The following is a 12,792-nucleotide window of genomic DNA, read 5'->3' as shown; positions in this document are numbered from 1 at the left end:
AAACCGGGGCCATTTTGATTATTCATTTGAATTATCGGTTTTAGGAACTTCATCTTCAATATTCAGGATTTTCGATAGCTTCTTTCTGATTTCTTGAATGGATTCATCTCTTGGAATTTCATACGAGATCCCATTAATTGTTTCTGGGTACGTTTCAAGCTGTATCGGTTTTATCTCTTTGTTTTTAATCGTTTTGTAGAAGTTTCTCATCGCAAACATTTCTGTAGTTGTAATATTTGTTTTTACATTGTTCCCAAGCTGATCGATTACGTTATCGGCTTTAGTAATTGAACGAACAGAGATCGCTTCATCCATGATCGCACGAATTGCTTCACTTTCACGTTCGTTTCTTCCTATATCTCCGCGAGGGTCCTGCTTACGCATACGTACAAAAGCAAGTGCCTCCTCACCATCCATCTTCATAGGACCTTTTTTGAAGGTAATCATTCGTTTAAATGATCCTTGCTTAAAATCAAATGGTACATCTACCGTAATTCCGCCTAATTCATCAACGACATCTTCAAAGCCATTAAAGTTTGTTGAAACAAAATAATCAATCGGAATACCCATAAGATTTTCTGTTGCTTCCATTACAGCTTTTTCTCTCTCGCCTTTTTTCCCATATGCATAAGAGTGATTAATTTTATCTTTTCTGTCTATTGATGATAGATACGTTCTTGTATCACGCGGAATATTAACCATAGCAGCTTCTTTTGTTTCTGGATTAATGGTGATGAGCTTGATAACATCTGCTCGTCCGACATCACCTTCTTGGTAATTCTCTATTCCAATTAACAATATGGTAACGGGATCTTTTCCAAGTTTTACATTATCCATTCGAAGATCGGATTTTTTTGTATCGACATAGCTTTTATCAGCGTTTGCTTTTATTTTGTATGCCAAGTATCCGCCATAACTAGCTGCACTAATAAAAAATAAAATAGCGATTAATGCAACGAATCGTATAAGACGACGAAAAGGACTTCGCTTACGTCTTCTTCTACGCTGTCTTGTTGGTTTTTGTTGATTCATATACCTCTAAACTCCTTAAACCCAATCATAAATTGGAGTGATAGTATCCCTGTACAACTTCTTGATCATAACATATCCCATTTCATTAAAAAAACAATGTCGAAAAATTAACATTATACGTTTCGGCGGATCAAATAAATAGATGGGGATATCATTATCATTTCACATCTATTTCCAAATAATCCTTGGCCCCAAATAATATTTCGCTCTGTGCATTAGATAGTTCTGTGATCCATTCGCGAAATGTCTCTGTATCATTTATCGGTACGTACATTTGAATTTCCACTTTTTCTGTATAGTTCATTTCTTTTATCGGATAGTCAGAGTTTCTAAGCTCATTCTCCATTTTGCCTATGAGGGTGTAATCCACTAGGATATGGACAATTTGGTGCAGCTGCCGATTTACAACCCCGATTGAATTTAATCCTTCTGAGACGGATTTTCCGTAAGCGCGGATCAATCCGCCGGCTCCTAATTTGATGCCTCCAAAGTAACGGGTAACAACGGCGACAGTATCTTTCAGCTGGCGTTTCTTGATAACTTCAAGCATGGGAACACCAGCAGTACCACTCGGCTCACCATCATCATTGGCTTTTTGGATATTGTCGGTTTCTCCAATTAAATAGGCAGAGCAATTATGGGTCGCACTATTATGTTCTTTTTTGATGGCTTGTATGAATGCGGCGGCTTCTTCTTCGGTTGTGGCTCTGGCAATATGGGCAATGAACCGAGATTTATCAATAATGATCTCATTATGGCCGGTTTCTTTAACAGTAAGATAGTCGGATAGCATATTATATCTCCTTTAAGACGGTAAAGAATTAAATTTTTATTGTCAAAATTGTCGAATAATCTTTAATCTCGTTGGAATACATGATATTCTTCATTATAAGGTGATATTTATATTCATACAAATCGGTAAACTTTTTTATCAGAAAAAGTCATAAAATTCCACATCTTGCCGAATGTACTATATAAGGTGGATTTTTTTCTTTCATGATTACACTACTTTCATGGATAAGAAGTCCTATTTCATAATTAGGTAAGATGGTTCTAGAACTTCCGTTTGTATTTCTTTATCGTTTTAATTGGAGGAAATTTACATGTCTGCAGCAAAATTAGCGATAGATCCGCATTTATTAGACGGAATTTTAAATAAAACCATCGATACTGTAACAGAAAGCCAATCTCAAATTTTTGAGATTAATGAAAATTCTCGTCAGCAATATCAGCAGCTGCAGCGTGATTTGGCAGCGGTAAAAGCACAGGTTGTAGAAGTAATCAGTAAGGTTGATCTTACTGAAAATCATGCCATGCTTGCCAGAACACGGCTTGCAGAAGTGAGCAAGCATTTTCAGAAGTACAGCGAATCCGATATTCGTGACGCTTATGAGAATGCCAACAAGTATCAAATTGACCTGTCGATTATAAGACAGACGGAAAAGCAGCTTAGAGAAAAGAGAGACGAGCTGGAGAGGCGGATTCTTGGACTACAGGAAACGGTTCAAAAGGCAGAGAATCTCTCAGGTCAAATTTCAGTTGTCTTGAATTATCTGAACGGTGATTTGCGCAAGATTAATGAGCTCGTTCGGGATGCCAAGCAAAAACAGGAATTTGGTCTTCAAATCATTGAAGCACAAGAAGAAGAGCGAAAACGCTTATCGCGTGAAATTCATGATGGACCGGCACAGTTAATGGCCAACATGCTAATTCGTTCAGAACTCTTAGAGAAAATCTTTGTCGAAAGAGGAACAGACGCAGCCCGTGCCGAAATTAAAGACTTAAGGGTTATGATTCGGGAATCGCTGAAAGAAGTTCGCAGGATTATTTATGATCTGCGTCCGATGGCATTAGACGATCTCGGTATCGTTCCAACTTTAGATAAGTATTTACGAAATCTTAAAGAAAGCACAGGGATGGATATTGAACTGCAAGCAATGGGTGAGTCGCGGCGTTTCCATCATAAAATGGAGATTGCGATTTTCCGGCTGATTCAAGAATCAGTCAATAATGCAGTCAAACACTCTGAATCGAAAACGATCCAAGTTAAACTCGAGATTACCAAGAAGTTCGTCTCCATTTATGTCCGAGATGATGGTAAAGGATTTGATACGTCACAGCCTTCCAAAACGAATTCTTTTGGAATGATGGGTATGCGTGAACGTGTTGATCTACTCGAAGGAACAATTAAAGTTAATTCCCGCTTGAACTTCGGTACAAGTGTTTACATTCAAATTCCCATTCGAGACTAGGAGGGTTCACACATGAATTCAATTAATGTGTACGAAAGCAACGCCTCAGCACCTGAGAAAACAAGAATTGCCATCATTGATGACCACAGATTGTTCCGTGAAGGTGTAAAGCGTATATTAGATATGGAAGATCAATTTTCTGTAGTGGCAGAAGGTGACGATGGATCAGAAGCAGAAGAAATCGTACGTGATCATAACCCGGATGTGGTTTTGATGGATATTAACATGCCGAATGTTAATGGTGTTGAAGCGACACGAAGATTAGTGGAAAAGTCTCCCGACACGAAGGTTATCATCCTTTCCATCCATGATGATGAAACGTATGTATCCCATGCGGTTCAAACAGGTGCTTCCGGCTATCTGTTAAAAGAAATGGATGCAGATTCCCTGATCGAAGCAGTAAGAGTGGTAGCTGATGGAGGAGCTTACTTGCATCCGAAAATCACACACAACTTGTTGAATGAGTTCCGCCGCTTATCTACTTCAAATAAGACACAACAAAACAAAGCAGGCTTTGTGGAAGTGGAATACCGCAAGCCATTGCATATCTTAACACGCCGTGAGTGTGAAGTGCTTCAGCTACTAGCTGATGGACGAAGCAACCGTACGATTGGTGAAGAACTTTATATCAGTGAAAAAACGGTTAAAAACCACGTAAGTAACATTTTGCAAAAAATGAACGTAAACGACCGTACACAGGCTGTAGTAGAAGCCATCAAAAACGGCTGGGTAAAGGTACGTTAATACAATAAATTTACGTTTGAGGGCCTTCATGTAAAAGTGAGGGTCTTTTTGTTTGGAGATTAACTTTTTTACGCAGGGTGTCGAAAATTAGCGGTTCGTGGTTAAATGAGGAAAAAGTGTGGAATGAGCTTTTAAAAGTCTGGCATTCTCATTAAAAAATGTGGTATTTAGGAAGAAAAGCCTGGGAATAAGGAATTTAACTGTGGGATTATAAATTTTTTATATACATTGGAATATAAAAAAGGATTGAAATAAGGAAAAGATTAACCGAAACGTTAGAAATCAATGATTTTATTAAAAGAAAATCGGCGGATTGCCTTGCTCCATTTGTCATTTTTCTAGAAAACTCATCTGATCTTGTCGAAAACACTTGAAGGAAAAGTTGGTAAGCAAGAGAATAATTGTTATAGATAAACCTTTATTCTGTGAATGATTCTATTCGATGTTGTAAACTGAAAAAGGTGTAAAAAACAAGATTAAACATAAAGCGAGGGCAAAACTTATGAGCAAGGTAGTTATCATTACAGACAGTACATCCTACATACCTGAACATATCCGCAGCGAACAAAATATTGTAATGATTCCCCTCAACGTTATTTTTGAAAACGAAACGTACAAAGAAGAAGTTGAGATAAAAGCAGATGACTTTTATGAGATGGTTGAAAGAAACGATACCATGCCAAAAACCTCTCAGCCAGTAATCGGAGAGCTTGTTCAATTGCTGGAAGATCTTTCAGAGGAATATGATGAAGCGGTGATGATTACATTATCTAGTGGAATTAGCGGGACATATCAAAGTGCAGTCGCTGCAGGCGAGATGGTTGATGGAATCAAGCTTCATGTATTTGATTCAGAAATCAGCTGCTCACCACAAGGTTTTTATGCGTTGAAAGCCGCAGAACTTGCTAGAGATGGCATGAACGGATTCGAAATTATGAATCATCTTTTGCAAATGAAAAATAAAGGCATACCTGCTTATTTTGTAGTCGATGATTTGAATCATTTGCACCGTGGTGGCCGTCTGAATATCGCACAATTATTAGTAGGTAATCTATTGCAAATCAAGCCCATTCTTCATTTCGATGATAAAAAAATCGTACCTTTTGAAAAAGTGAGAACAAAAAAGAAAGCGTTAAAGCGGATTTTTGATTTGATGGATGAAGATTTGAAAACAGATGAAAAAGCTTCTATTTCAGTCATTCATGCGAAGCGTGAAGAGGAAGCCGTTGAAATTGCCGAAGAACTTCGTGCGAAATTTGCGAATGCTGACGTTTCAATCAGTTACTTTGGACCAGTCATCGGAACACACTTAGGTGAAGGCTCGCTTGGAATCACGTGGATTAAAGAATAATAATGGAGAGATGCATATGATAAAATCTCTAACACTTTGGGAGACGACACAATGAGGTTTGTCTCCTTTATTTTAAACAATCGTTTAACTGTTGCCCCCGAATGCTTAGTAGATGACCCCGATCTAAAAGCAGTACCTTTTTGTGAACTTCCTGAATTTGAAGAAAGTCCTTTTGAACAAAACTTTGACTATGATGAAAAACTTCAGCAAATTCTCTTCGGTAAAATGCTTCTATTAGATGAAATCAACCTTCCTTTAGAAATAATCCACAACCATTTTGAAAGAGGCTATTTGAAATATAATCCTGGTATACGAAAAAACAAATATGGCTGGCACTGTAATCGCTGCGGGAATGAAAAGGATCATCTATTTGCTTCATTTTCGTGTTTTCGATGTAAAAGTGAAAGATGTTTTTATTGCCGAAATTGCATCATGATGGGTCGAGTGAGTATGTGTACACCCCTGATTTCTTGGATCGGACCTGATGTGAAATGGGATAATGTGAATGACTTAGTGTGGGAAGGTGAGTTATCGAAGGGTCAGCAAGTTGCATCGGATCGTTTTGTTGAACAAGTTGGGAAGAGTGGTGAATTGCTCATTTGGGCAGTTTGTGGTGCGGGTAAAACGGAGGTGCTCTTTAAAGGAATCGAAACTGCATTAAAGAATGGCTACAGAGTTTGTATTGCGACTCCTCGAACGGATGTTGTACTAGAATTAACTCCTCGATTAAAAGCTGTATTTCCAAATACGTGTATTGCCAGCTATTATGGCGGTTCTGAAGAACGCGATATTCTTGCTCAACTTGTGATTTCTACAACCCATCAGTTATTCAGATTTAAACAAGCGTTTAATATAATGATCGTGGATGAAGTGGATGCTTTTCCGTATTCCTATGATCAAACCCTCCAACATGCTGTTTTGGCTGCTGTAAAACCTCATCATTTCAAGTTATATCTTTCCGCAACACCATCGTCGAAAATGAAAAAAGAAGTGCCATCCGTCAAAATTCAGATGCGATTTCATGGATTTCCATTACCGGTTCCGAAGATCGTTTGGGGTGGTGAGTGGAAGAAAAGATTAGAGCGGGGCAAACTTCCACCAGCTTTTTTAAAGTGGTTAAAGCTTCAAGCATCTAGCGGACGTCGAGCTATGATTTTTGTGCCATCCGTTTCTATTATTGAAAAAGTGACTGAGTTGGTAAGGAAGCATGTAGAAGTAAAAGTAGATTTTGTTTATGCAGAAGATCCTCTTAGAAAAGAAAAAGTAGAAGCCTTTCGTAAAAATGAAATATCAATCCTAATCACTACAACAATTTTAGAACGTGGTGTGACCGTACCCTTTTTAGATGTCGCGATATTCGGAGCAGATCACAATGTTTTTTCTGAAAGTGCACTCGTTCAAATGGCTGGAAGAGCGGGAAGGAAGAAAGAAGACCATAGTGGGCAAGTAATCTTTTTTCATTATGGGAAATCATTAAGCATGATAAAGGCAGTTAAACATATTAAAGAGATGAATAAGGAGGCAGGATTTTGAGTTATTGTTTGTTTTGTCATCAATCTTATTCAGAAACATGGTCATGGGCTATGTTGTTAGGGGTATATCGCCAGCCGATATTGTGCCAGCCATGTATTGAAATGCTAAAATTAATAAAGGGAGATATTTGTAGAATATGTGGTCGATCATTTTCATTATTTCCCGAGGAATATCGACAAGCAGATCTCTGTTCCGACTGTGTTCGATGGGAAGAGGATGAGGAATGGTGTGGGGTCTTATTAAAAAACCGGTCGCTTTATGTCTATAATGACTTTTTGAAAGAGCTTGTTTCCAAGCTTAAATACCGTGGCGACGCAGAAATTGTTAAAGCATTTCATGTACCAGCTAAAGCTTTAGCCAAAACATTCTATAGAAAACAGATCGTCGTTCCTATTCCGTTAAGTGATGAACGACAATATGAACGGGGATTTAATCAGGCGGAATTATTAGCAACAGGATTTAGCTCAAAAGTACAGTTGCTTTTAAAACGAACAAATCATGAAGAAAAACAAAGTAAAAAGAATCGGCAAGATCGGTTGAAGAAAAAAGCTAATCCTTTTGAATTAATAGAGGGTTCAAGCGTTAAGGAGTTAGACATTTTGCTTGTGGATGATGTTTATACAACAGGGAGCACTCTTCGTTATGCGGCAAAAGTCTTAGTAGACGCTGGAGCGAATAGTGTATCTTCCTTTACATTAGCGAGATAAATTAAACCTTATGACCTGTTAAATACTTCTTAGCACTTTCCGATATATAAAGGAGAAAGAAATGCTAAGGAGCGGAACGAACATGGGCAATTTAATGAACTGTCCCCAATGCGGAAAACTTTTTGTGAAAGTAATCCGAGATAACTGTGATGTGTGTTATCTTGAAGAGGAAAGACAATATGATACAGTGTACAGATTCATTCGAAAAAGTGAAAATCGTAATTCTACCTTACTCGATGTTAGCGTAGGTACAAAGGTTCCAGAAAATAAAATTATTCAATTTATCCATCAAGGAAGAATTCGAGTAAAGGGATACCCTAACTTCACATATCCTTGTGATGGGTGCCAATCACCAATTAATGATGGCCGTCTTTGTGAAGAATGCAAGACTAGAATCAAATCAGATCTTTCGATTGAAGATTTTATCAAACGGAAGCAAGAAGAAGCATTACCTTCTTACCATACAGATGACAATTAACCTATATTTGCTGTATATCTTAAAGAATTTTAATTATTAACCGATACTTCTAGTAAAGAGTTCGGTTTTTCTTCTAAAAAAAGAGGTGACGATAAATGCGTATAAACAACTTCAATTCCATACAAAACAATCCATACAAAAAACAGGTGCAAGATATGAAACAAGATCAAAAACAGTCTGTTTTCAAAAAAGATGAAATTCAAATTTCAGATGAAGCTAAAAAGCTTTTATCTACTTCTAAGTTTGAACAAGAACGTGTTGATAAAGTAAACGAGATCAAACAACAAGTGGAAAACGGCACATATAAAGTGAAGATTTCTGAAACAGCGAAATCAATTATTGATTTCTGGCGTAAATCCTAGGAGGTTTCCATGGAAACTGCACAAATGACATCATTGCTTGAACGTTTGTTTAAATCACATGAAGATCTTCTTTCTCTAGGTGAACGGAAAACAGAAGCTCTAAAAACGGGTGACATGAAAGCGCTGGACCTTCTATTAAAAGAAGAAGATATTCAAGTGAAAAAACTTCAAGTGATTGAAAAAGAAAGATTAATCAAGTTTGCAAATGTTACGGTATCAGATGTTCTTGAGCAAGCTGACGAGTTAGAGAAAGATAAGCTGTTTTCTCTTCAAGAAAAGCTAGTTAAAGCCTACGAAGCCTTAAAGAGCAGAAATGAATTAAATCAAGATTTATTAGAGCAATCTCTTCAGTACGTAAATATGACTTTAAGCATGGTTCAGCCAACGGGTGAACCAGCCACATATAGTAAGACAAAAACAAATCCTTATAACCCTAACCATTCATCACTATTTGATTCGAAAGCTTAAACCTAACGGAGGAATTTAAGAATGACTTCAACTTTTCATGGATTAGAAACGGCCCGCCGGGGAATGTTTACACAGCAAGTTGCCCTGCAAACAACGGGCAATAATATCTCTAATGCCAATACACCTAGATACTCTCGTCAACGAGTGAATTTTTCTCAGACCGAAGCTTATCCAGCTGCAGCAAGAAACCGGCCGCAAATTCCTGGACAGATGGGAACTGGGGTCGAAGCAGGATCTGTTCAGCGTGTGCGCGAAGGATTCCTCGATACACAGTTTCGCGGGGAAAATAACAAATACGGTTATTGGAACTCTCGCAGTGAAGCGTTAGAGAAGATGGAAGACATTATGAATGAACCTTCTGATAATGGTTTAGCTAAAACGATGGATCGTTTCTGGCAATCGCTGCAGGATCTTGCTGTTAATCCTGAAGATTCCGGGGCTCGTTCAGTTGTACGACAACGCGGTTTGGCAGTGGCAGAGACATTTAATTATCTCTCAAACTCCTTATCTTCCATACAAGAAGATATGAAATCTCAAGCTGAATTGGTTGGTAAAGAAGTTAATTCCTATTTAACACAAATCGCAAATATCAATCAGCAAATTAAAGAAATTGAGCCACATGGTTATTTACCTAATAATCTTTATGATGAGAGAGATAAACTGGTAGATCAGCTATCAACTTTAGTAAATGTAAAAGTTACAAAAGAACCAAGCGGCGGACTCGCACTTCCGATGGCAGAAGGATCGTATAGCATCGAGCTATTGGATGTGAAAGGAAACTCATTTGCAACTCCAGTAAAACTGATCGATTCTGCGATAAATCCACAAACGATAAATACGGTTTCAATTAACTATGATTCTACGAGTAAAATGGCTGAAAGTATAACAGTTGTTGGTGCTACACCTATTAACATCACTGACGTTTCGGGTGGAAAACTAAAAGGATTATTAGAGGCTTATGGATATGAAGATAATGGTTCTGTAAAAGGCATCTATCCTGAAATGCTAAATAATTTGGATGGGATGGCATCTCAATTTGCAAACAAGTTTAATGAGGTTCACCAAGCGGGGACAGGTTTGGATGGCCAAACAAACTATTCTTTCTTTGATTTAACAGGTACATCTGGTGCAGCAAAATCTATTAAACTTCACAGTGATACGAATAATCTTGATCATATTGCTGCTGCAAAAAGTGCTTTTAATGGTGACGGAAGCAATGCACTTGCATTAGCGGATGTGAAAAATACAGATTTAGCGTTTACAGGTGGAACAGCTACTTTGCAAAGTTTTTATGAAGGTGCAATTGGTAAAATGGCAGTTGATGCGCAACAGGCTGTACGCCTAACAGATAACTCTGCTGTTTTATCAGATGCGGTTGAACAGCGCCGTACTTCTGTAAGCGGGGTTTCTCTCGATGAGGAAATGACAAACATGATTCAATACCAGCATGCATATAACGCATCCGCACGAAACATAACAGTAATCGATGAGATGCTCGATAAAATTATTAACGGCATGGGTGTCGGAGGAAGGTAGGGATTAAGTAGATGCGAGTAACACAATCAATGTTATCCAATAACATGCTGCGTCATATCAGCCAAAGCTATCAGCAAATGGATAAAACACAAGAACAGCTTTCTACAGGTAAAAAGATCAGCCGTCCTTCAGATGATCCGGTTGTAGCAATGAAAGGCATGTCCTACAGAACGAATTTAACAGAAGTAGAACAATATAAACGCAATTTATCCGAGGCATACAACTGGATGGAGAATTCAGATTCAGCTCTTGATAAAGCAACAAGCGCTATGCAGCGTATTCGTGAATTAACTGTACAGGCAAGTAATGGAACACTTGACGATTCACAAAAGTTAATGATCGAAAAGGAAGTAGGGCAACTTAAAGAGCATTTAGGTGCTATTGCTAACACACAAGTTGCAGGAAAGTATATTTTTAATGGAAATGACACTACAAAAGCACCAGTTGATTTATCAACTAATCCACCAACATTATCGACTAACGAAAATCCAGTAAATATACAAATGTCTAAAGGGATTGATGTTGCTGTAAATATTAATCCAACACATGTTTTTAATCAGGATTTGTTTAAAAATATATCGGACCTTGAAGATACACTTAAAGGAAACAGCACTACACCTATTAATGATTTTCTTGGGAAATTGGACAAGAACATTGATAGTTTAGTAGCTGAACGTGCTGAGTTAGGAGCAAGAAATAACCGATTGGAATTAATCGATGATCGAGTAAGTGAACAAGAAGTTATTGCTAATCGAATTTTATCTGATAATGAAGATGCTGATATCGAAAAAGTCATTACCGATTTGAAAATGCAAGAAACTGTTCAGCGTGCAGCACTTAGTGTAGGTGCACGAATTATACAACCATCATTAATGGACTTTTTACGTTAATTTAAAGCTATCCTTGTGATAGCTTTTTTGTTTAATAATAACTTGTGAGGAGTGAATATCTTGAGTTTTCCTCAATTAAGAATGGAATCAACTTTTGGACAAATAGCTTTAACTATTCAAAAACCTGTTCAAGAAATTGAACAAAGTGCAGCTGAATTATCTATTCAACAGCCAAAAGCTGAATTAGATATTCAACGGACTCCTGGACAACTGACCATTGATCAAACCCAAGCAAGAGCAGATATGGATTTAAAGAGTATTTCTCGTAGATTTGAAGAATTTGCTCAACAAGGATACGAAGATTGGTTATCCGGACTTGCAAGAATCGCTCAAGATGGTGATGAATTAATGATGATAGAAAATGGTGGGAATCCATTAGCGGAACAAGCAAAAAGAAATAGTGAAAGTCCCATCTATGATTTTAATATAGGTTTCATTCCTTCTCCATTTAGTGTAAAAATAAACTATCAACCTAGTGAAGTGAAATTAAATTGGCAAACGCATCAACCAGTAATAGATGTAAAAGTAAATAAACCACTGCATAATTACACGCCAGGTTCTGTAAGTACAGAAATGAAGCAATGGCCATCTTTATTTATAGATGTGGTCGGTTTAAATATTGATGAAAAAAGTAAAGGGTGATGGTAATGATACTTCATACGAAATTTGAAGAAGAAATAGAAATTAGAGAATCAGATATTATCCATTTTGAACAAGGTTTACCTGGATTTGAGGAAGAGAAACAATTTGTATTAGTACCTATAGAGGATACGCTTTTTTCAATTTTGCAATCTGTATCTACTAAGGAACTTGCTTTTTTTACGGTTAATCCATTTTTGTTCTTTAAAGAATATGACTTTGAATTGACTGAATCTGTACAAGAACAATTGAATATAAATAATGAATCAGATGTAATGGTTCAAGTTATATTAACCATTAATGACCCGTTTGAAAAATCAACAGCTAATCTTCAAGCACCTGTTGTGATTAATCACAAAGAAAATCTGGCTAAGCAAGTTGTATTAACTGATTCCCGATATCAAACACGTCACGCGTTAACAGAATCTACTTTTGTAAGTCAGGAGGGTTAAAGGATGTTAGTATTGACCCGAAAACCACAGGAAATAATTAAAATTGGAGACGATATTGAACTCACAGTTATCTCTATTGATGGCGATCAAGTGAAGTTAGGTATTTCAGCTCCTAAAAACATAGAAATACACCGCAAAGAAATATATCTTTCTATTCAAAAAGAGAATGCTGATGCAGCTAGTACATCATTAAATATGCTGAAAAAATTAAAAAGTTTAAAAAACATGTAAAACCTATTAAAGATAAACCTATTAACTCCGATATAATATATGTAGAAACAATCAGTGCTTAATCGGCCGTAAAAGTACAGTTGTTTCAATAAAGAATCCAACCACAAGGATGTGGGA

General features: G+C 37.2%; 15 protein-coding genes. 13 read left to right on the top strand and 2 right to left on the bottom strand.

Annotated elements, in window-relative coordinates; genetic code table 11:
• Window positions 1-18: 18 nt before the first annotated feature.
• Both J2X07_RS10580 and J2X07_RS10575 read right to left on the bottom strand, forming a co-directional pair.
• Window positions 19-1,032 (bottom strand): LCP family protein, encoded by a 1,014-nt coding sequence (locus J2X07_RS10580; RefSeq protein ID WP_310258667.1) that lies wholly within the window; start codon window positions 1,030-1,032, stop codon window positions 19-21.
• A 157-nt stretch (window positions 1,033-1,189) separates the two neighbouring features.
• Complete coding sequence (locus J2X07_RS10575) at window positions 1,190-1,825, bottom strand: YigZ family protein (protein ID WP_310258665.1); 636 nt, start codon at window positions 1,823-1,825, stop codon at window positions 1,190-1,192.
• 310 nt (window positions 1,826-2,135) lie between these two features.
• On the opposite strand from J2X07_RS10575, the gene J2X07_RS10570 reads away from it, so the two are divergent.
• The 13 genes from J2X07_RS10570 (at window position 2,136) to csrA (ending at window position 12,675) form a co-directional block, all read left to right on the top strand.
• Window positions 2,136-3,284, top strand: coding sequence for a sensor histidine kinase (locus tag J2X07_RS10570; RefSeq protein ID WP_310258664.1), 1,149 nt, complete (start codon window positions 2,136-2,138; stop codon window positions 3,282-3,284).
• A 12-nt stretch (window positions 3,285-3,296) separates the two neighbouring features.
• Window positions 3,297-4,028: a response regulator transcription factor gene (locus J2X07_RS10565; RefSeq protein WP_310258663.1), complete on the top strand. Its 732-nt coding sequence runs from the start codon at window positions 3,297-3,299 to the stop codon at window positions 4,026-4,028.
• A gap of 502 nt (window positions 4,029-4,530) precedes the next feature.
• Window positions 4,531-5,379 carry a DegV family protein gene (locus tag J2X07_RS10560; protein ID WP_310258661.1) on the top strand — a complete coding sequence of 283 codons (849 nt, stop codon included), beginning with the start codon at window positions 4,531-4,533 and terminating at the stop codon, window positions 5,377-5,379.
• A 51-nt stretch (window positions 5,380-5,430) separates the two neighbouring features.
• A complete protein-coding gene (locus J2X07_RS10555) occupies window positions 5,431-6,912 on the top strand; it encodes a DEAD/DEAH box helicase (RefSeq protein WP_310258660.1) in 1,482 nt (493 codons plus the stop codon).
• Window positions 6,909-7,619, top strand: a complete 711-nt coding sequence (locus tag J2X07_RS10550) for a ComF family protein (RefSeq protein WP_310258659.1) — start codon at window positions 6,909-6,911, stop codon at window positions 7,617-7,619. Before J2X07_RS10555 ends, J2X07_RS10550 begins: the two co-directional genes overlap by 4 nt.
• Window positions 7,620-7,701: 82 nt before the next feature.
• Window positions 7,702-8,097 carry a TIGR03826 family flagellar region protein gene (locus J2X07_RS10545; RefSeq protein WP_310258657.1) on the top strand — a complete coding sequence of 132 codons (396 nt, stop codon included), beginning with the start codon at window positions 7,702-7,704 and terminating at the stop codon, window positions 8,095-8,097.
• A gap of 95 nt (window positions 8,098-8,192) precedes the next feature.
• Entirely contained in the window at window positions 8,193-8,459 is a 267-nt protein-coding gene (flgM, locus tag J2X07_RS10540) for a flagellar biosynthesis anti-sigma factor FlgM (protein ID WP_310258655.1), read from the top strand.
• Between the two features lie 9 nt (window positions 8,460-8,468).
• Window positions 8,469-8,927 carry a flagellar protein FlgN gene (locus J2X07_RS10535; protein WP_310258654.1) on the top strand — a complete coding sequence of 153 codons (459 nt, stop codon included), beginning with the start codon at window positions 8,469-8,471 and terminating at the stop codon, window positions 8,925-8,927.
• Between the two features lie 21 nt (window positions 8,928-8,948).
• A complete protein-coding gene (gene flgK, locus J2X07_RS10530; protein WP_310258653.1) occupies window positions 8,949-10,463 on the top strand; it encodes a flagellar hook-associated protein FlgK in 1,515 nt (504 codons plus the stop codon).
• A gap of 11 nt (window positions 10,464-10,474) precedes the next feature.
• Window positions 10,475-11,353, top strand: coding sequence for a flagellar hook-associated protein FlgL (gene flgL / locus J2X07_RS10525; RefSeq protein ID WP_310258651.1), 879 nt, complete (start codon window positions 10,475-10,477; stop codon window positions 11,351-11,353).
• A gap of 60 nt (window positions 11,354-11,413) precedes the next feature.
• Entirely contained in the window at window positions 11,414-11,995 is a 582-nt protein-coding gene (locus J2X07_RS10520; protein WP_310258649.1) for a DUF6470 family protein, read from the top strand.
• A gap of 5 nt (window positions 11,996-12,000) precedes the next feature.
• A complete protein-coding gene (gene fliW, locus J2X07_RS10515; RefSeq protein ID WP_310258646.1) occupies window positions 12,001-12,444 on the top strand; it encodes a flagellar assembly protein FliW in 444 nt (147 codons plus the stop codon).
• 3 nt (window positions 12,445-12,447) lie between these two features.
• Window positions 12,448-12,675, top strand: coding sequence for a carbon storage regulator CsrA (gene csrA, locus J2X07_RS10510; protein WP_310258644.1), 228 nt, complete (start codon window positions 12,448-12,450; stop codon window positions 12,673-12,675).
• Window positions 12,676-12,792: the final 117 nt, after the last annotated feature.

Origin of the sequence: Fictibacillus barbaricus, from assembly GCF_031457135.1 — a bacterium.
In the GTDB taxonomy this organism is placed as follows: domain Bacteria; phylum Bacillota; class Bacilli; order Bacillales; family Fictibacillaceae; genus Fictibacillus; species Fictibacillus barbaricus_A.
This window is presented reverse-complemented; position numbering and strand designations above follow the sequence as displayed.

Bases quoted from the DNA above. Each gene is read 5' to 3' on its own strand.
- J2X07_RS10580 (WP_310258667.1), bottom strand. From the start codon at position 1,032: ATGAATCAACAAAAACCAACAAGACAGCGTAGAAGAAGACGTAAGCGA.
- J2X07_RS10560 (WP_310258661.1), top strand. From the start codon at position 4,531: ATGAGCAAGGTAGTTATCATTACAGACAGTACATCCTACATACCTGAA.
- J2X07_RS10555 (WP_310258660.1), top strand. From the start codon at position 5,431: ATGAGGTTTGTCTCCTTTATTTTAAACAATCGTTTAACTGTTGCCCCC.
- J2X07_RS10545 (WP_310258657.1), top strand. From the start codon at position 7,702: ATGGGCAATTTAATGAACTGTCCCCAATGCGGAAAACTTTTTGTGAAA.
- J2X07_RS10565 (WP_310258663.1), top strand. From the start codon at position 3,297: ATGAATTCAATTAATGTGTACGAAAGCAACGCCTCAGCACCTGAGAAA.
- J2X07_RS10570 (WP_310258664.1), top strand. From the start codon at position 2,136: ATGTCTGCAGCAAAATTAGCGATAGATCCGCATTTATTAGACGGAATT.
- csrA (WP_310258644.1), top strand. From the start codon at position 12,448: ATGTTAGTATTGACCCGAAAACCACAGGAAATAATTAAAATTGGAGAC.
- J2X07_RS10535 (WP_310258654.1), top strand. From the start codon at position 8,469: ATGGAAACTGCACAAATGACATCATTGCTTGAACGTTTGTTTAAATCA.
- flgL (WP_310258651.1), top strand. From the start codon at position 10,475: ATGCGAGTAACACAATCAATGTTATCCAATAACATGCTGCGTCATATC.
- fliW (WP_310258646.1), top strand. From the start codon at position 12,001: ATGATACTTCATACGAAATTTGAAGAAGAAATAGAAATTAGAGAATCA.
- flgK (WP_310258653.1), top strand. From the start codon at position 8,949: ATGACTTCAACTTTTCATGGATTAGAAACGGCCCGCCGGGGAATGTTT.
- J2X07_RS10575 (WP_310258665.1), bottom strand. From the start codon at position 1,825: ATGCTATCCGACTATCTTACTGTTAAAGAAACCGGCCATAATGAGATC.
- flgM (WP_310258655.1), top strand. From the start codon at position 8,193: ATGCGTATAAACAACTTCAATTCCATACAAAACAATCCATACAAAAAA.